Here is a 19,338-nt window from a genome sequence, read left to right on the forward strand (position 1 = left end):
CAGTGGTGGTCGAGAAGCGCAGCCGTACTCACGGTACGGCCGGTCCGCCGTAGCGGAGCATCGTAGACCGCCACTGCAACGCGCAGCAGGTTTATCGAAGGTCCGTTCGGCTGCTCGCCAAACGCAGGTAGGGATGTCTGGCCCCGCCGTCACGCAGATCATGCGTGCCGGGCGGGGCTTTTTCTTGGGCGGTGTCGGGCGCCGCCAGCACCGCTTCGTCGAGCCGGAACGCCGACACCGCGCGCGACAGCGTCAACGCCTGCTGCTGCAGCGTGCGCGCGGCCAGCGCGGCTTCCTCGACCATGCGCGTGCCCTGGCGCGTCATCTCGTCCATGCGCACGATCGCCTGGTCGATGCCGTCCAGCTCGTGCGCGCGCGCGGCGCTGGCGCAGCCGATGCGCTCGACGATGTCGTCGACGGCCTGCACCGAACCGGCCAGGTCGGCCATGCTGGCGCCGGCCTGGGCGGCCCAGGCGCTGCCATGCTCGATGGTGGCCACCGCGTGGCGCGCCAGCGCGCGCGCCTCCTGCGCCGCCACCCCGGCCTGGCGCGACAGGCTGCGCAGCTCGCAAGCCGCGGCGGCGAAGTCCGCGCCCTGCTCGCCGGCCTGGGCCGCACGTACCGCCGCCGCCAGCGCCACGCGGCCGGCACGCTCCAGCGTCAGGTCGATCGCGGCCCCGATCTCGTCCAGCCGCTGCGCCGAGCGGCGTACGTTCTCCATCGTCGTCACCAGGCGGTGCACGGTGTCGCCGCCCTGCTCGGCCGCCAGCGCCGCGCCGGTGGCCAGCCGATGCGCCGCCTCGGCGCCGTCGGCCGCCCCGCGCATCACGCCGGCCAGTTCCTGCATCGACGCGCTGGTGCGTTCGACCGCCTCGCGCACGCCGGCGCGCGCGGGCAGCCCGGCGCGGTGCAGCGCGATCTCGCGCGAACTGGTGCCGATCGAGCGCGCCGACTCGAGGATGGTGCGCAGGTTGCCGTTCAGGTTGCGGATGCCGGCGTCCAGCGCGCGTGAAGTCGCGGCCAGCTCGTCGTTGCCGTAGACGCGCGGGCGGATCGTCAGGTCGCCGCTGGCCAGGCCGCTGGCGGCGGCTTCGATCGCGCCGAGCTCGGCCAGCAGCGCGCGCCGCACCGCCATCGTGATCGCCAGCGCCGCGGCGATCGACAGCACGATCACCACCGGCATCAGCGTCGCGGCCAGTTTGAGGTCCCCGGCGGCGTCGCTCGAGGCCCGCTCGGACAGCGCCTGCTCGTACAGGGCCAGCTCGGCCAGGCGCTGCGCCACCACGCCGAACGCACGCTCGGCCTTGGACATGGCGCTGGCGCTGACCGAATGGTCATGGCGCGCCAGGTCCATCACATCCTCCACTGCCGGCACATACATGCGCCAGGCCTCGCGCGCGCCCTCGACGAAGCGCAGTTCCTTCGGATTGGCGGCGGTATCGCGCTGGAGTATGGCCAGCGCGCGCTCGACGGCCGCGTGCTGGATGCGCACCTCGCGCACCAGCGGCTCGACGCGACGCGATGGAAAGCTGCCGCTGACCCAGGCCAGCACCTGGTAGGCGCCGGTCTGGGAGCGCTGGCTCGAGGCGACCAGGTCGGCCGCCGCGCGCATGCGCGCGGCACGCTCCTGCACGATCAGGTCGAGCGATCCATTCTGGCGTACCATGACGCGGTAGGCGCCGCAGGACAGCAATACCAGCAGCACGAGCACGACGCCGGGCGCCAGCAAGAGTTTGGGGCCGATACGCAGGCGGGACAGCATGTCAGGCCCTACCGTTCAGGTTGCGCGGCGTGCGTATTGCGGCGACGATAGCGGCGCTGACGGCAGCTCGGGTCATGGTGTTCTCCTGGTGATTGGATATTCCGGACGCGCCTGCTATATTTCCGGCGTGCATTAAATCAATGTACGCCCTTGCCCATGCCGGTCATTGCGACGTATCAAGCATGAATGCGGCCTGGGACAGGCTCACTCACAAGGAAACATGGATGAAGCGTAAAGGTGTCGCGGCCGCGCTGTCGGGCCTGGTGTTCCCCGGCGTCGGCCAGTATTACCTGGGGCGCAAGCTGCGCGCCCTGCTGTTCGTGGCGGTCGCCGCGGTATGCGGCATGATTTATTTTAATTACCAGCTGGACACCGCCAGCGCGATGGCCGAGCAGATCATGAGCGGCAGCGTGGGGCTCGATCCGGCCGCGATCGAAGCCAAGCTCGCGGCCCAGCCCGCCCCGCTGCGCGTCACGCTGGCCGGCATCGTATTCCTGCTGTGCTGGGCCGGCAGCGTGCTCGAGGCCTGGCTCGTGCCCCAGCGCTGACGCGGCACTGCCGACCTCGCGCCCCACCCGGCGCCATCCCGTGACGCGCGTACGCTCCGGCTCCGCCCGCTACTCTCGCGTGCAGGCATGAACCACCCCGACGCCCGGTCCGATCCAGCGTCGCAGGAGCGCTCACCGGATCGAACTCAGTCGAGCTTGGCCGCGTGCTCGCGGGTGGCGTGGAACTGCAGCTTGGGCCAGCGCTCCTGGGTCAGGCGCAGGTTGACGCCCGAGGTGGCCAGGAAGGCCATGTTGCCGGCGGCGTCGTAGGACACCTGCGGCGCGAGCGCGGCTTCGAAGTCCGACAAGGCCTTCTTGTCGTCGCTCGAGACCCAGCGCGCGCTGCTGATGCTGGACGATTCGAACACGGCGTCGACGCTGTATTCGTTCATCAGGCGGCTCGCCACCACCTCGAATTGCAACACGCCGACCGCACCCAGGATCAGGTCGCTGCCGATGACCGGCTTGAACACCTGCACCGCGCCCTCCTCGCCCAGCTGCTGCAAGCCTTTGTGCAGCTGCTTCATCTTGAGCGGGTTACGGATGCGCACCGTACGGAACAGTTCCGGCGCGAAGTACGGGATGCCGGTGAACCGCAGCATCTCGCCTTCGGAGAAGCTGTCGCCGATCTGCATGTTGCCGTGGTTCGGCAAGCCGATGATGTCGCCGGCGTAGGCTTCTTCGACCTGCTCGCGCGTGGAGGCCATGAAGGTCACCACCGAAGCCAGCTTGACTTCGCGCCCCAGGCGCAAGTGCTTGACCTTCATGCCCTTTTCGAAGCGGCCCGAGCACACGCGCAGGAAGGCGATGCGGTCGCGGTGCGCCGGATCCATGTTGGCCTGGATCTTGAAGACGAACCCCGAGAACTTCTGTTCCTGCGGCTCGACTTCGCGCACGGTGGCGTCGCGCCCACGCGGGGCCGGCGACCAGTCGACCAGTGCCGACAGGATCTCGCGCACGCCGAAGTTGTTGATCGCCGAGCCGAAGAACACCGGGGTCTGCATGCCGGCCAGGAAGCGCTCCAGGTCGAACGGATGCGAGGCGCCGTGCACCAGCTCGACTTCCAGCTTGAGCTGTTCGATCTCCAGCGGGAACATCTCGGCCAGCTTGGGGTTGTCGATACCCTTGATGATCTCGTAGGCGCCGTCGGCCTTTTCCTCGCCGGCCTTGAACAGCATGATCTCGTCGTTGATCAGGTGGTACACGCCGCGGAAGTTCTTGCCCATGCCGATCGGCCAGGTCACCGGCGCGCACTCGATCTTGAGCACCGATTCGACCTCGTCGAGCAGCTCGAGCGGGTCGCGCGTCTCGCGGTCGAGCTTGTTCATGAAGGTGACGATCGGCGTATTGCGCATGCGGCAGACGTCGAGCAGCTTGATGGTCTGCTCCTCCACGCCCTTGGCCGCGTCGATCACCATCAAGGCCGAGTCGACCGCCGTCAGCACGCGGTAGGTGTCTTCCGAGAAGTCCTGGTGGCCCGGGGTGTCGAGCAGGTTGATGACATGATCGCGGAATTCGAACTGCATCACCGAGGACGCGACCGAAATGCCGCGCTGCTTCTCGATTTCCATCCAGTCCGAAGTGGCATGGCGGCCGCTCTTGCGGCCCTTGACGGTGCCGGCCAGCTGGATCGCGCCCGAGAACAGCAGCAGCTTCTCGGTCAACGTGGTTTTACCGGCGTCGGGGTGGGAAATGATGCCGAAGGTACGGCGGCGCTGCACTTCGCGCGCGACCAGGGCGGCCGGCTTGGATGCGTTGGCGCCGTCGGCGCCGCTGGCGTCCTGGGCGTCGTTGTAGTCTGAATTGATGTCTGCGGTTTCGTTGGACATGGTCTCGCCCTTGCGGCGCTTGCAAAACTCTCGATTTTACCGGCTCCGGGCCCGCTTGTGTGAACCGCCTGCATCGCTCGATTTGCGACGCTTTTCGCGCCAGGGAACCGAGGTTTCGGTCCCGTTTGCGGCTGGCTTATGTACGCTAACCTGTAGGACGGTTCTGTAAGAACGGCTCAGTTCGCTTATCAGGCGCGTCGGATTACGGCTGAGCGGATAAGGTTTTTGTCGGGAAATAGCGGACGATATCGCCGCGTTGCGCGCATATGTCCGTGTAGAGTGGAATCTTAATGAACAGTCACAGAAACCGTGATTTTTCGCGATTTTCTCTAGTAGGACTGGACTGACAAAACATCATGCATCGAACCTACATGGGGGCGACAGCTAGTCTTATGTTCGGCAAGACACTATGGCATTAATGTACACACATCGCGATGAGGAAACCCATCCAAGCAATCGCCCAGTGATGTAAGTCAGAGATAAAGAGGAAATAAAATGAACAACGCTCAACTCGGTGTGACCGCACAAAAGAAGATGCAATCGGTTAACCAGATCTCGGCAATGACCGAAGAGTCGAAAGCGGTGCGACCGGTTGTCAGCTACAGCGGCACCCAACAGAACGAGCTGCTGGCAGCCCTGCCGCGCCCGGATCTGGAAACCCTGGTTGAGCACCTTGAGCTGGTTCCGCTGCCTTTCGGCAAAGAACTGTTCGAATTCGGCAGCAAACTCGAATACGTGTACTTCCCGACCACCGCGATCGTGTCGCTGCTGTACGTGATGGAAGACGGCGCCACCACCGAAATCGCCGTCATCGGCCACGAAGGCGCAGCCGGCGTGTCGCTGTTCATGGGCGAGCGCGCCACCTGCAGCGCGGTCGTACAGAGTGCCGGCTATGGCTACCGCCTGAAAACCCAATACCTGCGCGACGCCTTCACCAAGGGCGGCGCCCTGCCGCAGCTGCTGATGCGCTACACCAACGCCCTGTTCGCCCAGATGGCGCAGAACGCCGTCGGCGGCCGTCACAGCTCGATCGAGCAGAAACTGTGCCGCTGGCTGCTGGACCGCCTGGACCGCTCTGCCAGCAACGAGCTGAAAGTGACCCAGGAACTGATTTCGATCATGCTGGGTGTGCGCCGCGAGAGCATCACCGCCGCCGCCGGCAAACTGCAGGACGAAGGCCTGATCCAGTACCGCCGCGGCAACATCACCGTGCTGAACCGCCAGGGCCTGGAAGACTACGCCGGCGAATGCTACAAGGTCGCTAAAAGCGAGTATGACCGTCTGCTGATGGACGTCGCACGTGCATGATCGGCGCAGCGCCGCCCTGGGCCGATTGCGGCGCCTGGGCGGCCGAAGCGCCGTTCGCAACACCCGCCTCATCCGTTTGACCCGTACCACCTGCCTGGCCCAGCGCCGGCAACGGCAAGACCAGGGCGCCGCCTGACGCGGCCCCTGCAGTCCCTGCAGCCCCGAGCGTTTCGCCGCCCGGCGCCGCCAGCGGCACGCAAGCATGCACGCTGGTGCCGATGCCGTTCACACCGCGCCCCACCTGCAAGCTCCCACCCAACAGCAAAGCGCGTTCACGCATCCCAAGCAAGCCGTGCGATTTCGGGCGCCGCATCGCGTCGGCCGCAATGCCCACGCCATCGTCGCTGACTTCCAGCGCGAGCGCCTCGCCTTCGCGCGCCAGGTGCACGATCGCATGCCTGGCCTTGGCGTACTTGGCGATGTTGTTCAAGGCTTCCTGGGTGATGCGGAACAGCGCGATCGCCTGCATCGGACCGGCATCGTCGACGTCGTCGTCGATCAGCGCTTCGCAGTCGATGCCGGTCACGCGCGCGAAATCCTCGCAATAGCTCTGCAGCGCCGCCGACAGGCCGAGGTTGTCGAGCAGGCTGGGGCGCAGGTCCTCGACGATACGGCGCTTCAGTTGCACGGTCTCGACCAGGGTCGTGCGCGCGCCCGCGAGGCTGGCGGCCAGTTCCGGACGGCTGGCCTTGAGCTGCTCGCCGACCGTCGCCAGGGCCATGCCGATCGCGGTGAGGTTGGCGCCCATCTCGTCGTGCAGTTCGCGCGCCAGGCGCGCTTTTTCATCTTCCGACACGCGGATCAGGTGGCGCGACAGCACCGACAGCTGCTCGGTGCGGGCCGCCACCAGGCTTTCCAGGTGGTCGTTGGTCTGCTGCAGGGCGCGTTCGGCCTCGAGACGCAGGCGGAAGCCGCGCCGGATCAGGTTATAGAACAGCACCAGCACGAAGATCGCCGCGACGTTGATGCCGATGCCGAGCAAGGCAGTGCGCCGCACGTGCTCGTAAAAAGCGGCGCCGCGCGCAGCCAGCAGCTCGTTCTGCTCGCCGGCCATGATCACGACCTGCATGCGGATCTCGTCCATGCGGGTACGGTCTTCGCCCGCCCGCGCGATCGCGACGATGTCGTCCAGGCCGCCCTCGCGATACACCTCGAGTCCTTGCTGCATCAGCCCCAGGCGGCGCCGCACCAGCTCGTACAGCTGGGCCAGGTTCTTCGATTGCCCGGGGTCGTCGGCGACCAGGCCCTTGAGCTCGGCGAACTGGCCGTCGATTTCCCGCTGAGCCGTGCGCAAGGGGCCGAGATAGGTGTCCGAACCGGACAGGTAATAGCCGCGCAGACCGCTTTCGGCATCGGTCACGAGCAGGTTAAGGTATTGAAGCTTGGCGGCGACCCGGTCGGCGCGCGCCTGGTGGCTGTTGGCGGCATTCAAGTCGCCGAGGTTGCGCAACAGGCTGATGCCGTTGACCACGAGGATCAGGACGCAGACGATACAAAGCAGCGTCTGGTACGGCGGAAGGCTGCGTACCGGCCTGGAGGTGGGGTCGGTGGAGAAATACATCCTCTTCCTTTCGCGCGGCAAGTCAATCAGGGCCGATTATATGCCCGTGACATTGCCATGGAGCCGCATTGGCGCCCGAATCGCGCGAAACCGGGATAAATGTGGCAGAGGGACTACGCGCGACACGATCATCGCAATTGGATGACGACGCGGCAAAGGAGCATACCCGTCAGGGCATGCCGCCGGACACGGCTGCTCTCAGTCGAGCAGGTTGTTTTTCATGGCGTAATAGGTCAGGTCGCTGTTGGACTGCAGCCCCATTTATTCCATGATGCGGGTACGGTAGGTCGACACGGTCTTGATCGACAGCGAAAGCGCGTTGCCGATGTCCGAGACGGTCGCCCCCTTGGCCAGGCGCAGGAACACCTGGAATTCACGGTCGGACAGCTCGGTATGCAAAGCCGTGTTGGGGTCGCGGTCGAAGCTCTGGGCCAGCAGTTCGCCGACCTGGGAGCTGACGTAACGGCGGCCCTGGAAGACGGTGCGCACTGCGGTCTTGAGCTCGTCGGCGTCGCATTCCTTGTTCAGGTAGCCGTTGGCGCCCATCTTGAACAGGTTCAGTGCGTACTGCTGGGCCGGATAGCCGGACAGGATCAGCACCGGCAGGTTGGGCTGGCCCTGGCGGATCGTGCGCAGGATGTCGATGCCGCTTTGGTCGGGCATCGCGATGTCCAACAGCAGCACGTCGCAAATCTCGCGACGCGCGATATCGAGGGCTTCACGCCCGGTAGCGCCTTCGGCGACGACTTCGAATTCGCCCGACGAAGAAAAAATCTGTTTGAATCCTGCTCGAACTATCTGGTGATCGTCACAAATGGCAACGCGTATCATTGTCTTCCCTTAAATTTTCCTGGTACAGGAAAGAGCTGAGGCTGACACCTCACACCCCCGTTAGGTCATGCGTTTGAGTCAGCGACATTCGCAAGTGACATTCTAGCACCTCCGAGGTGCAGAACAACAGGAGCACGAACGCCTGAGCTCGCCGAGACGCCCCGCAAACCTACGGTTTTCGAAGCGGCTCTTTAAGTTGATTCAGGCGGCCTGGGAGCCGTGCTTGAGCAGGTCGAGGATCGCATGCAGCTCTTCGCGCAGCTGTTCGGGCGCGATGGTCGGCGCCGGCGGCGTGGGGGGTGCGACTTCGGCTTCTTCCACCGAAGCGCCTCGGCCGTCGAGGCGGTTGCGCGCGCCGCTGATGGTAAAGCCCTGCTCGTACAACAACTCGCGGATCCGGCGGATCAGCAACACCTCGTGATGCTGGTAATAGCGTCGGTTCCCACGGCGTTTGACAGGCTTAAGCTGGGTAAATTCCTGTTCCCAGTAACGCAATACATGCGGCTTGACCCCGCACAATTCACTGACTTCCCCGATCGTAAAATATCGCTTGGCCGGAATCGGCGGCAGCACGGTCAGTTCGGTCTTGTTCGGTCGGTCGGTCATGGGTCGTTACGGGCTGGTCAGGCTGCACGCGCCAGGGAATGGCTATCGGGGCTGTCCGGCTTGGCCGGATTCGCCTCTTCGACCATGCTTTTCAGCTTCTGGCTGGCGTGGAAGGTCACGACGCGGCGCGCCGTGATGGGGATTTCTTCCCCGGTTTTCGGGTTGCGGCCGGGACGCTGCGGCTTGTCGCGCAACTGGAAGTTGCCGAAGCCGGACAGCTTGACCGCCTCACCGCGCTCGAGCGCGTTGCGGATTTCGTCGAAGAAGGTTTCGACCATGTCCTTGGCTTCGCGCTTGTTCAGGCCGACCTGCTCGAACAGCAGCTCGGCCAGCTCCGCCTTGGTCAGGGTCGGCAACTCCTTTTGCGCTTCCTGACGTACCCGGTGGGCGGCCAGCGCCTCCTCGAGCACGGCAGAATTCAAGTCGTTGTTATTAATTTTCATCCCTCTATCGGTGGGAGCTCGATAAACCTGCTGCGCGTTGCATTTCGGGTCTGCGATGCTCACCGTACCGTAAGTACGGTTGCGCTTCTCAACCCGAACTGCGGCCGCTCGCGACGGTTTCTCGATGCTCCGTTACGCACGTAGCCTTTCGGCCAGCGACGTTTTTAACCACGGAGTTTGGCACCGTGTTTTTGTTGCGCGGCAGCAGCGATCGCGGCCATGATTGCGTCCACGGATTCGTCCTGCAGCGTCGATTGAGTATCTTGCAAGCTAAAGCGGAAAGCAAGACTTTTTTCATCCTGCTCCAACCCTTTGCCGCGGTATTCGTCAAACAAAACAACGGCTTGCACGAGATTGCCGTTGGCGTTCGACGCCAGCTCATTGTTAAATGCATCGAGCAAGGCTTGGGCCGGAACGTCCTGCTTCACCACCAGCGCCAGGTCGCGCGTGGCGCCCGGGAACTTGGAAATCTCGGTGTAGCGCGGCAGCGCGCGCGCGCGCAAGGCATCGGCGTCGACTTCGAACAGCACCGGCGCTTGCGGCAGCTCGTACTTTTGCAGCCAGCGCGGGTGCAGCTCGCCGACGAAGCCGATCTGCTCGCCGTCCAGCACGACCGCGGCGCAGCGGCCGGGGTGCAGCGCCGGGTGCTCGGTCTTCTCGAAGCGCAGCTGGCGCGGTGCGAACAGCGCTTCCAGGTCGCCCTTGACGTCGAAGAAGTCGACGGCGCGGCTGGCCATGCCCCACTGCTCGTCGGACGCCGGACCATAGGCGATCGCGGCGACGCGCTTGGGCTGGTCGAAGCCGGCGACCGCGAGCGGGCCGTCCTGCGCCTGCGGATTGCGCAGGAACACGCCGCCGACTTCGAACACGCGCACGCGGCCGGCCTTTCGGTTCAGGTTGTAGCGCACGTTGGCGACCAGGCTGCCGACCAGCGTCGAGCGCATCACGCTCATCTGGCTGGCGATCGGGTTCTGCAGGCGGATCGGATCGACGTTGTTGGCGAAGTCCGCCTCCCAAGCCTGCTCGACGAAGCTCATGTTGACGACTTCCTGGTAGCCCAGGTCGGCGAGCTGATGACGGATCGCAAACAGCGAGCGGGTGTTTTCCGGCTCGATCAGCATCGCGCTCGGCGCGACCGGCGGCAAGGTCGGGATGTTCTCGAAACCGTAGACGCGCGCGACTTCCTCGATCAGGTCTTCCTCGATCTCGATGTCGAAGCGGTACGAGGGCGAGGTCACGAAAAACTTGCCCGGCTCCTGGGTGAACGGCAGGCGCAGGCGCGTGAAGATGTCGGCGATCTGGGCGTCGCTCAGCGCCACGCCGATGACCTTGGCGGCGCGCTCGGTGCGCAGCATCACGGGCTGACGCTGCGGCAGATTGGCGATCTGGTCGTCGATCGGGCCGACCAGGGTCTCCGGCGTGCCGCAGATCTCGTTGATTAGCGAGGTGATGCGCTCGATGTGATCGACCGTGGTTGCATAATCGACGCCGCGCTCGAAACGGTGCGCGGCATCGGTCGAGAAATTGTAGCGGCGCGCACGGCCCTGGATCGCGTTCGGCCACCAGAATGCGGCTTCCAGGTAGATGTCGGTCGTGTCGAGCGTGACGGCGGTCGAGTCGCCGCCCATGATGCCGGCGAGCGATTCGATCTCTTTCTCGTCAGCGATGACGCCGACCCATTCGTCGACCTCGACAGTGTTGCCGTTGAGCAGCTTGAGCGATTCGCCCTTGCGGCCCCAGCGCACGTCCAGGCTGCCGTGGATCTTGGCCAGATCAAACACGTGCGACGGACGGCCCACTTCCAGCATGACGTAGTTCGAGATGTCGACCAGGGCCGACACCGAACGCTGGCCGCTGCGCTCCAGGCGGCGCTTCATCCATTCCGGCGTCGCGGCGCGCGCGTTCAGGCCGCGGATCACGCGGCCGGTGAAGCGCCCGCACAGGTCCGGCGCCGAAATCTTGGCCGGCAGGATTTCGTCGGTGCTCACAGCCACCTGACGGAAAGACGGCAGGCTCATCGGCGTGCCGGTGAGCGCGCTGACTTCGCGCGCCACACCCAGCACCGACAGGCAGTCCGCCTTGTTCGGGGTCAGCTTGATCGTGAATTTCAGGTCGTTCAGGCCCAGGTAATCGCGGATGTTCTGGCCGACCGGCGCGTCTTCCGGCAGCTCCATCAGGCCGCTGCCCTCTTCCGAGATCTTCAGTTCCTTGGCCGAACACATCATGCCTTGCGACTCGACGCCGCGCAGCTTGCCCAGCTTGATCTCGAACGGCTTGCCGTCCGCGCCCGGGGGCAGGACGGCGCCGACCTTGGCGCAGATCGCCTTCATGCCGGCGCGCACGTTGGGGGCGCCGCAGACGATGTTGAGCAGCGTACCGGTGCCGGCGTCGACCTGGCAGACGTTCAGGCGATCGGCGTTCGGGTGCTTGACCACTTCCTTGACTTCGGCCACCACCACGTTCGAGAACGGCGGCGCCACGGCCTCGACTTCTTCGACCTCGAGGCCAGACATCGTCAACAGGTGGGCCAGTTCGTCCGAATTGATCTTCGGATCGACCATGGAACGGAGCCAGTTTTCGGAAAATTGCATATTCGTTTGCCTTGTTGGGTTCGCGTTGTTCTTATTAGTTGAACTGCTTCAGGAAGCGCAGGTCGCCCTCGTAGAAGAGACGAAGGTCGTTGATGCCGTAACGCAGCATGGTCAGGCGCTCCAGGCCGGAACCGAACGCGAAGCCGATGAATTTTTCCGGGTCCAGGCCGAAATTGCGCACGACGGTCGGATGCACCTGGCCGGCGCCCGAGACTTCCAGCCAACGGCCCTTGAGCGGACCGGAACCGAAGGCGATATCGATCTCGGCCGACGGCTCGGTGAATGGGAAGTACGACGGGCGGAAGCGCACTTGCAGGTCGTCGGTCTCGAAGAAGGCCTTGACGAAATTCAGGTAGACGCCCTTCAGGTCGGCGAAGCTGATGTCTTCGCCGATCCACAGGCCTTCGACCTGGTGGAACATCGGCGAGTGGGTGGCATCGCTGTCGACGCGGTAGGTGCGGCCCGGCGCGATCACCTTGATCGGCGGCGTATGCGTGCGCGCGTAGCGCACCTGCATCGGGCTGGTGTGGGTGCGCAGCAGCAGCGGCTTGCCGGTGCTGTCGTTGCCTTCGATATAGAAGGTGTCCTGCATCGAACGGGCCGGATGGTTTTCCGGGCTGTTCAGTGCGGTGAAATTGGTCCAGTCGGTCTCGATTTCCGGGCCGTCGGCCACGTCGAAACCGATCGAGCGGAAGATCTGCTCGACGCGCTCCCAGCTGCGCATGACAGGATGGATGCCGCCGATCGAGCGGCCACGGCCCGGCAGGGTGACGTCGATGCTTTCCGCATTCAGGCGCGCCAGCAGCTGGGCATTGGCCAGCGCCTCGCGGCGAGCCGTCAACGCCTGTTCGATTTTTTCTTTGGCGGCGTTGATCAAGGCGCCCTGCGCCTTGCGCTGTTCGGGGTCGAGCTTGCCGAGGCCCTTCATCAGGTCGGTCACCTGGCCGGTCTTGCCGAGGTATTTCGCTTTTGCGTTTTCCAGCGCGGCTGCGTCTTGTGCGGCGCCAAAGTCCGACTGTGCCGAAACGACGAGTTCTTCGAGCGCGGGTTGTGCTTGCGGATCCATGCTTGTTCTGTTCCTGTTTTGAGGGCGCGGCTCATCGAGCCAACTGGGCGATCGGCGCCACAATCAAAAACGGGGCATAAGGTGATTAACCCTCTGCCCCGTCCTTTTTGCGCCCGGCGATGGCCGGGCGCTGTACTGCTGTGCAGTTCGCTCGCTTGAATTAAGCGGCAGCGACTTGCGCCTTGACGGTGTTCACGATAGCGGCAAATGCCGGCTTGTCGTTCACAGCCATGTCGGCCAGGACTTTACGGTCCAGTTCAATCGCGGCTTTCTTCAGGCCGTTCATGAATACGCTGTAGGTCATGCCGTGCGAACGCGAAGCCGCGTTGATACGGGTGATCCACAGTGCGCGGAAAACGCGCTTCTTGTTGCGGCGGTCGCGGTATGCGTACTGGCCAGCGCGCATGACGGCTTGCTTGGCAATACGGAATACTTTGCTGCGGCGGCCACGATAGCCTTTGGCAAGCTCAAGAACCTTCTTGTGACGGGCACGTGCAGTAACCCCACGTTTTACTCGAGGCATATTCGCTCCTTAGTGTGAGATTAGACGGCCGACGGCATCATGCGGTAGACGCTGGTGACGTCCGACGCATTGATGTTACGGGTGCCACGCAGCTGGCGCTTGTTTTTGGTGGTCTTCTTGGTCAGGATGTGACGCTTGAACGCCATACCCGATTTGACGGTACCACCCGGACGCACGCGAAAACGCTTCTTCGCGGAGCTTTTGGTTTTCATTTTCGGCATAGTCATCTGCCCTTTTATGGACAGCCTCATATGTAACAGGATTGCAGGTGGCAGCAACGCTGCTCTTGGATGCCTGCTTTCACTTGTTTCTGCAGCAGAAGCGAGTCCACTACAGTCTTGCAGCCCGCATCATGAGACACGGGAACCGAGGATTCTAGCACAGTTTTCATAAAATGTGCCCCCTCGGAGACTGCCCGGCGACACCGGACGGTGCCGGACGTTAAGAATATTCAAGGCGAAAAGGGTCGAGCCCGGGCCGCAGGACGCACCTGGGACCCGGGCTCGACCCGGCTCGACTGTCACGACCGGCGCGCCGCCCGTTGGGCAAGCGCGCGCGAGGCGAAGCGAAGAATTACTTCTTCTTCTTGGGCGCGACCACCATGATCATCTGGCGGCCTTCCAGTTTCGGGAACTGCTCGACCTGGCCATACGGCTCGAGGTCGCCGCGCAGGCGTTCCAGCATGCGTGCGCCGATATCCTGGTGGGCCATCTCGCGGCCACGGAAACGCAGCGTGATCTTGGTCTTGTCGCCTTCTTCCAGGAACTTGATCAGGTTACGCAGCTTGATGCTGTAGTCACCTTCGTCGGTACCCGGACGGAATTTGATCTCCTTGACCTGGATGATCTTCTGCTTCAGCTTCGCTTCGTGCGCTTTCTTCTGTTCCGAATACTTGAACTTGCCGTAGTCCATCAAACGGCACACCGGCGGGACCGCGTTCGGCGCGATCTCCACCAGGTCGACGTTCGCTTCTTCAGCCAGACGAAACGCCTCGGCCAGGCTCACAATGCCCAGCGGCTCGTTGTCCACCCCGTTCAGACGCATTTCCGGGTGGGTGATTTCGCCATTGATGCGATTCTGCGACTTGTCAGTAGCTATGTTGTTTCCTTTGAAAGTTAGGTAAATAGGGCCGTCTCAAGGCGAACCATGCAGGTTCTACGCTTACTTCGCCTTGGTTGCCACCTCGCCTTGGAGGCGCTCCAGCAATGCATCGATCGACATCACGCCGAGGTCGACATTGCCACGTGCACGAACGGCCACAGTATTGGCATCCCGTTCCTTGTCGCCAACAACCAGTATGTACGGCAGTTTTTGGACGGAGTGCTCGCGAATTTTATAGGTAATCTTCTCATTCCGCAAATCAGCGTGAACACGCAGTCCGGCCGCCTTGAGCTTGGCTTCGATCTGTTTCACGTAGTCAGCTTGCGCATCGGAAATATTCAAGATTGCGACCTGGACCGGCGCCAGCCACAGCGGCAGCGCGCCCGCGTAGTTCTCGATCAGGATGCCGATGAAACGCTCCATCGAACCGACGATCGCACGGTGCAGCATCACCGGCACCTTGCGGGTGTTGTCTTCGGCGACGTACTCGGCGCCCAGGCGGCCCGGCATCGAGAAGTCGACCTGCATGGTACCGACCTGCCACGGACGGCCCAGGCTGTCCTTCAGGTGGTACTCGATCTTCGGGCCGTAAAAGGCGCCCTCGCCCGGCAGTTCGGTCCACTCGACGCCGCAGCCGCGCAGCGCGGAGCGCAGCGCCTCCTCGGCCTGGTCCCAGACTTCGTCCGAGCCGATGCGGTTTTCCGGGCGCAGCGCGATCTTGACGTCGATGTTTTCGAAGCCGAAGTCGGTGTACACCTGCATCGCCTGCGCGTGGAAAGCCACCACTTCCGGCGCAATCTGCTCTTCGGTGCAGAAGACGTGACCGTCGTCCTGGGTGAAGCCGCGCACACGCATCAGGCCGTGCAGCGCACCCGACGATTCATTGCGGTGGCACTGGCCGAACTCGCCGTAGCGCAGCGGCAGGTCGCGGTACGAGCGCAGGCCGGCGTTATAGATCTGCACGTGGCCCGGGCAATTCATCGGCTTGAGCGCGTAGGTGCGGTTTTCGGACTCGGTCGTGAACATGTTTTCACGATAATTGTCCCAGTGACCGGTCTTCTTCCACAGGCTGACGTCGATGATCTGCGGCGCCTTGACTTCGTTGTAGCCGGTGATCTGGTAGGTCTTGCGCATGTATTGCTCGACCTGCTGCCAGATGGTCCAGCCCTTCGGGTGCCAGAAGATCAGGCCCGGCGCTTCTTCCTGGAAGTGGAACAGATCGAGTTGCTTGCCGAGCTTGCGGTGGTCGCGCTTTTCGGCTTCCTCGAGCATGTGCAGGTACTGCTCCTGCTCTTCCTTCTTGGCCCAGGCGGTGCCGTAGATACGCTGCAGCATCTCGTTCTTGGCGTCGCCGCGCCAGTAGGCGCCGGCCAGCTTCATCAGCTTGAACACTTTCAGCTTGCCGGTCGACGGCACGTGCGGGCCGCGGCACAGGTCGGTAAAGCCGCCTTCCGAATACAGCGACACGTCCTCGCCCGCCGGGATCGAGGCGATGATCTCGGCCTTGTAGTCTTCGCCGATCGACTTGAAGTAGGCCACGGCCTCGTCGCGCGGCAGCACCTTGCGGGTGACCGGCTCGTCCTTCTTGGCCAGCTCGGCCATTTTCTTTTCGATCTTTTGCAGGTCTTCCGGCGTGAACGGGCGCTTGTACGAGAAGTCGTAATAGAAACCGTTGTCGATCGTCGGGCCGATCGTGACCTGGGCTTCCGGGAACAGTTCCTTGACGGCGTAGGCCAGCAGGTGGGCGGTCGAGTGGCGGATCACGTCCAGGCCTTCGGGATCCTTGTCGGTGACGATCGCCAGGTCGGCGTCGCTCTCGATCAGGAACGAGGTGTCGACCACCTTGCCGTCGACCTTGCCGGCCAGCGCCGCCTTGGCCAGGCTCGGGGCGATACTCTGCGCCACCTGGGCGACCGTGACCGGGCCTTCGAATTGACGGCTGGAGCCGTCGGGGAGCCGCACGTTCAGCATATTGATCTCCATGTCGGCGTGTTCTTCGCCAGTGAGTATTAAAAAAATTGAAATATAAAGAGTCGGGACGAAAAAAAACGCGCACCAGGCGCGTTTCTTTCAGTGTTGTCGATCGATTGTTTACGACAAAAGCACACCGTACCGCGTCTAGCGATTCCCCCACAACATCGTTGTAGTTCGCGGTGTCATAACCGTACTGTGCCTTTCTCGCTCTTACAAAAGTATTCTGGTGGGCGGTGCAGAATTCGAATCTGCGACCCCTTGGATGTCGACCAAGTATTCTAACCAGCTGAACTAACCGCCCGTGTCCGAACATTATAGTGAGTTGGCGCCGCTTATGCAAGGCACGTCCGTGTTCCGCCGTGGAATCAGGTGCATGTTCATAAAGTCAGCAAAATCAGACAATAGAATCGGAAAATTCAGCAATAAAATAATTTCCTCAGTATAATCAACAAAAACAATCCAGCCTACCCATGAAGATCGCGCGCCTCGTCATACTCGGACAGTTCGCCGTCCCCACCTTCCCGCTCGCCGCGGGCGCACTGCTGCTGGCCAGCGCGACGCTCATGCTGTCGCGCTGGCTGCTCGGACTGGACGTCAGCCCGCCCGCGCCCCTGCACGGCGCCCAGATGCAGATGAAGGCGAATGCCGCTTTCGGCTTCGCCTGCCTGGCCTTGGGGCTGGTGCTGCTGGCGCGCCGCACGGCGCCGGCGTTGCCCATCGTGTTCGCGCTCGCCGCCGTGGCCGGCTTGACCGGCGCCCTGACCGGGGCCGAATATCTGTTCGACCGGAATCTCGGCATCGATTGCCTGCTGGCCGCCGACCCCGGCGCGATGGGTCCGCCCGGCCGCATGGCGCCGCTGGCCGCGCTCACGCTGGTGCTCGCGGGCGCCGCCCTGGCCTGCGCCAACGGCGGCGTGCGCCGTTTCGTGATCGCGTCGCAAGCGCTGGCGATCGCCTTCGGCAGCGCCGGCATGGCCACCCTGCTCGGCTACCTGTACGGCGCGCCGCGCATGCTGTTCCACGCCTACGAGCCGATGGCGCTCAGCACCGCCATCGTCACGCTGCTGCTGGCGCTGGCCATCCTCGGCCTGCATCCGCACGCCGGCGTGGCCGCGCCGATCTGCAGCGGCACCGTGGCGGCCAGGATGGGCCGGCGCATGCTGCTGTCGGTGTCGATCACGATGCCGCTGTTCGCCTGGATCCGCCTGCGCGGCGAAGCCATGCACCTGTACAGCACCGAATTCGGCGTCAGCCTGGTCGTCACCTGCTCGCTGCTGCTGATGATGGCGCTGATCGTGGCGCACACGGCGATCACCAACCGCGCCGAAACCCGCATCCATTACCTGAACCGCGTGTATTCGGTCCTCAGCGAAGTCAACGCGCTGGTGGCGCACGTCGATGACCGCGCCGCCCTCTTCGAGGAAGCCAGCCGGATCGCGGTCGAGCGCGGCGGCTTTCCGCGCGCCTGGTTCGGCGTGCTCGACGCCCGCGGCGAGGCGATCGAGCTGGTGGCCGGCATCAATGCGGCGCCGGACGCCGCGCTGCTCCAGCGCCTGTCGCTGTACCCGGCCAACGGCCGCCCCGGGCCGATCGCGCGCGCGTTCGGCTGCGCCCGTCCGATCGTGTCGAACGACGTCTCGCGCGAGCTGGACGACCCCTCCCACGCCGACATGCTGGCCCAGGGCATCCGCTCCTACGCGGTCTTCCCGCTGATCCTGGACGGCAAGGTCATCGGCATCTTCAAGCTGCATGCCGAGGTGCCGAACTTCTTCCACGCCGAAGAGCTGCGCCTGCTGAACGAACTGGTGGGCGACATCGTGTTCGCCATCCGCCACCTCGAGCAGCGCCGCCAGCTCGACTACCTGGCCTACTTCGACGCCCTGACCGGCCTGGCGCACCCGCGCCTGCTCGAGCAGCGCCTGAACCAGGCCATCGCCCAGTCGCGCCGCCGCGGCGAAGGATTGGCGCTGGCCGTTCTCGACCTGGCCGCGTTCAAGCAGATCAACGACGCCTTCGGGCGCGCGGTCGGCGACGACGCCCTGAAGCAGTTCGCGCGCCGCCTGTCCGAGGCCGCCGGCGAGGACCAGTGCGCGCGTCTCGGCTCGAACCTGTTCGCGCTGACGATGCCGGGGCTGGCGCTCGAGACCGAAGCCGCGGCCGCCTACGAACGCATCGCCGAACACTGCTTCGGGCGCGAGTTCGAGGCCATCGGCCAGCGGTTCGCCCTGTCGGCGTTCGGCGGCATCGCCATGCTGCACGATGACGACGCCAAGACCATGCTGGCCAACGCCGAGACGGCGCTCGAGCGCGCGCGCGCGCTGGGCCAGCGCTGCCGCTTCCACGACGACGACGGCGACGCGCGCGTGGCCGAGCGCATCAAGCTGCACTACCAGCTGGCGCAGGGCCTGGAGCGCGCCGAGTTCGCGCTGCACTACCAGGCCAAGATCGACGCACGCAGCGGCGAGATCAGCGGCGTCGAAGCGCTGCTGCGCTGGCACAATGCCGAGCTCGGCAGCGTCTCGCCGGCCCGGTTCATCCCGGTGCTCGAGGAAACCGGCTTGATCGACAAGGTCGGCGACTGGGTGCTGCGCCAGGCCGCCGCCGCCAGCCGCCACCTGCGCCAGAGCGACCCGGCGCTGCGCATCGCGGTCAACGTCAGCGCCGCCCAGCTGCTGCGCCCCGACTTCGTCGCGCGCGTGCGCGCCGCGCTCGGACCCGACCCGACCGAGGCAGGCATCGACCTCGAGCTGACCGAATCGCTGCTGATGACCGACATCGACGGCGCCATCGACAAGCTGCGCCAGCTGCGTGCGCTCGGCCTGCGCATCGCCCTCGACGACTTCGGCACCGGCTACTCGTCGATGGCTTACCTGGCGCGCCTGCCGCTGGACTACCTGAAGATCGACCGCGCCTTCGTCACCGGCTTGCCGGACGACCCCGAGAGCCGCACCATCATCTCGAGCATGATCAGCCTGGGCCACGCGCTCGGCCTGAAGATCATTGCCGAGGGCGTCGAGACCGGCGACCAGGCCGGCCTGCTGACCGCGCTCGGCTGCGACCAGCTGCAGGGCTTTTATTTCGCCCGGCCGGAGCCGCGCGCCGCCCTGGAAGAGCGCCTGCGCGCGCACGAGCACGCGCTGGTGTAAGGCGCCGCCGTCCACGACGAGGGCGGCGACGGCGGCGGCGAATTCAAGT

The 19,338-nt window shown here is 64.3% G+C and carries 14 protein-coding genes, 1 tRNA gene and 1 pseudogene; 3 read left to right on the top strand and 13 right to left on the bottom strand.

Annotated elements, in window-relative coordinates; all coding sequences use genetic code 11:
- Positions 1–91: 91 nt before the first annotated feature.
- On the bottom strand, positions 92–1,762 hold the full coding sequence (locus tag FA90_RS08615; protein ID WP_036167973.1) for a methyl-accepting chemotaxis protein: 1,671 nt from the start codon (positions 1,760–1,762) through the stop codon (positions 92–94).
- 224 nt (positions 1,763–1,986) lie between these two features.
- Between FA90_RS08615 and FA90_RS08620 the strand changes: the two genes are divergently transcribed.
- The gene (locus tag FA90_RS08620; protein WP_156116637.1) at positions 1,987–2,310 is read left to right on the top strand and encodes a hypothetical protein; all 324 of its coding nucleotides are present in this window, start codon (positions 1,987–1,989) and stop codon (positions 2,308–2,310) included.
- A gap of 146 nt (positions 2,311–2,456) precedes the next feature.
- On the opposite strand, the gene FA90_RS08625 is transcribed toward FA90_RS08620, so the two are convergent.
- Positions 2,457–4,139, bottom strand: a complete 1,683-nt coding sequence (locus FA90_RS08625; protein WP_036167980.1) for a peptide chain release factor 3 — start codon at positions 4,137–4,139, stop codon at positions 2,457–2,459.
- A 495-nt stretch (positions 4,140–4,634) separates the two neighbouring features.
- Between FA90_RS08625 and FA90_RS08630 the strand changes: the two genes are divergently transcribed.
- Positions 4,635–5,447: a Crp/Fnr family transcriptional regulator gene (locus FA90_RS08630; RefSeq protein ID WP_036167983.1), complete on the top strand. Its 813-nt coding sequence runs from the start codon at positions 4,635–4,637 to the stop codon at positions 5,445–5,447.
- Here the strand turns inward: FA90_RS08630 and FA90_RS08635 are convergent.
- The 11 genes and pseudogenes from FA90_RS08635 to FA90_RS08685 form a co-directional block, all read right to left on the bottom strand.
- Positions 5,401–7,008 carry a CHASE3 domain-containing protein gene (locus FA90_RS08635; protein ID WP_081933742.1) on the bottom strand — a complete coding sequence of 536 codons (1,608 nt, stop codon included), beginning with the start codon at positions 7,006–7,008 and terminating at the stop codon, positions 5,401–5,403. The genes FA90_RS08630 and FA90_RS08635 overlap by 47 nt on opposite strands.
- A gap of 198 nt (positions 7,009–7,206) precedes the next feature.
- Positions 7,207–7,839, bottom strand: a pseudogene (locus FA90_RS08640) (response regulator).
- Positions 7,840–8,040: 201 nt separating this feature from the next.
- Positions 8,041–8,445: a MerR family transcriptional regulator gene (locus FA90_RS08645; protein WP_036167986.1), complete on the bottom strand. Its 405-nt coding sequence runs from the start codon at positions 8,443–8,445 to the stop codon at positions 8,041–8,043.
- A 17-nt stretch (positions 8,446–8,462) separates the two neighbouring features.
- Positions 8,463–8,888: an integration host factor subunit alpha gene (locus FA90_RS08650; RefSeq protein ID WP_051971594.1), complete on the bottom strand. Its 426-nt coding sequence runs from the start codon at positions 8,886–8,888 to the stop codon at positions 8,463–8,465.
- Between the two features lie 164 nt (positions 8,889–9,052).
- A complete protein-coding gene (pheT, locus tag FA90_RS08655; RefSeq protein ID WP_036167989.1) occupies positions 9,053–11,479 on the bottom strand; it encodes a phenylalanine--tRNA ligase subunit beta in 2,427 nt (808 codons plus the stop codon).
- A 34-nt stretch (positions 11,480–11,513) separates the two neighbouring features.
- Positions 11,514–12,545, bottom strand: a complete 1,032-nt coding sequence (gene pheS / locus FA90_RS08660) for a phenylalanine--tRNA ligase subunit alpha (protein ID WP_036168005.1) — start codon at positions 12,543–12,545, stop codon at positions 11,514–11,516.
- A gap of 160 nt (positions 12,546–12,705) precedes the next feature.
- Positions 12,706–13,068, bottom strand: coding sequence for a 50S ribosomal protein L20 (gene rplT / locus FA90_RS08665; RefSeq protein WP_036168008.1), 363 nt, complete (start codon positions 13,066–13,068; stop codon positions 12,706–12,708).
- 20 nt (positions 13,069–13,088) lie between these two features.
- Positions 13,089–13,289: a 50S ribosomal protein L35 gene (rpmI, locus tag FA90_RS08670; RefSeq protein ID WP_005667419.1), complete on the bottom strand. Its 201-nt coding sequence runs from the start codon at positions 13,287–13,289 to the stop codon at positions 13,089–13,091.
- A gap of 352 nt (positions 13,290–13,641) precedes the next feature.
- Entirely contained in the window at positions 13,642–14,193 is a 552-nt protein-coding gene (gene infC, locus FA90_RS08675) for a translation initiation factor IF-3 (protein ID WP_275041328.1), read from the bottom strand.
- A gap of 36 nt (positions 14,194–14,229) precedes the next feature.
- Complete coding sequence (gene thrS, locus FA90_RS08680; protein ID WP_036174883.1) at positions 14,230–16,140, bottom strand: threonine--tRNA ligase; 1,911 nt, start codon at positions 16,138–16,140, stop codon at positions 14,230–14,232.
- A 227-nt stretch (positions 16,141–16,367) separates the two neighbouring features.
- Positions 16,368–16,444, bottom strand: a tRNA-Val gene (locus FA90_RS08685).
- Between the two features lie 169 nt (positions 16,445–16,613).
- On the opposite strand from FA90_RS08685, the gene FA90_RS08690 reads away from it, so the two are divergent.
- Positions 16,614–19,289, top strand: coding sequence for a bifunctional diguanylate cyclase/phosphodiesterase (locus tag FA90_RS08690; protein ID WP_051971595.1), 2,676 nt, complete (start codon positions 16,614–16,616; stop codon positions 19,287–19,289).
- Positions 19,290–19,338 lie beyond the last annotated feature (49 nt).

The sequence above is a fragment of the Massilia sp. 9096 genome, assembly GCF_000745265.1.
Lineage (GTDB): Bacteria > Pseudomonadota > Gammaproteobacteria > Burkholderiales > Burkholderiaceae_D > Telluria.

What these genes read in the sequence shown, in the direction of transcription:
- pheT (WP_036167989.1), bottom strand. Translation starts at nt 11,479, where the DNA reads ATGCAATTTTCCGAAAACTGGCTCCGTTCCATGGTCGATCCGAAGATC.
- FA90_RS08615 (WP_036167973.1), bottom strand. Translation starts at nt 1,762, where the DNA reads ATGCTGTCCCGCCTGCGTATCGGCCCCAAACTCTTGCTGGCGCCCGGC.
- FA90_RS08620 (WP_156116637.1), top strand. Translation starts at nt 1,987, where the DNA reads ATGAAGCGTAAAGGTGTCGCGGCCGCGCTGTCGGGCCTGGTGTTCCCC.
- FA90_RS08630 (WP_036167983.1), top strand. Translation starts at nt 4,635, where the DNA reads ATGAACAACGCTCAACTCGGTGTGACCGCACAAAAGAAGATGCAATCG.
- thrS (WP_036174883.1), bottom strand. Translation starts at nt 16,140, where the DNA reads ATGCTGAACGTGCGGCTCCCCGACGGCTCCAGCCGTCAATTCGAAGGC.
- FA90_RS08690 (WP_051971595.1), top strand. Translation starts at nt 16,614, where the DNA reads ATGAAGATCGCGCGCCTCGTCATACTCGGACAGTTCGCCGTCCCCACC.
- FA90_RS08625 (WP_036167980.1), bottom strand. Translation starts at nt 4,139, where the DNA reads ATGTCCAACGAAACCGCAGACATCAATTCAGACTACAACGACGCCCAG.
- FA90_RS08650 (WP_051971594.1), bottom strand. Translation starts at nt 8,888, where the DNA reads ATGAAAATTAATAACAACGACTTGAATTCTGCCGTGCTCGAGGAGGCG.
- rplT (WP_036168008.1), bottom strand. Translation starts at nt 13,068, where the DNA reads ATGCCTCGAGTAAAACGTGGGGTTACTGCACGTGCCCGTCACAAGAAG.
- FA90_RS08645 (WP_036167986.1), bottom strand. Translation starts at nt 8,445, where the DNA reads ATGACCGACCGACCGAACAAGACCGAACTGACCGTGCTGCCGCCGATT.
- pheS (WP_036168005.1), bottom strand. Translation starts at nt 12,545, where the DNA reads ATGGATCCGCAAGCACAACCCGCGCTCGAAGAACTCGTCGTTTCGGCA.
- FA90_RS08635 (WP_081933742.1), bottom strand. Translation starts at nt 7,008, where the DNA reads ATGTATTTCTCCACCGACCCCACCTCCAGGCCGGTACGCAGCCTTCCG.
- rpmI (WP_005667419.1), bottom strand. Translation starts at nt 13,289, where the DNA reads ATGCCGAAAATGAAAACCAAAAGCTCCGCGAAGAAGCGTTTTCGCGTG.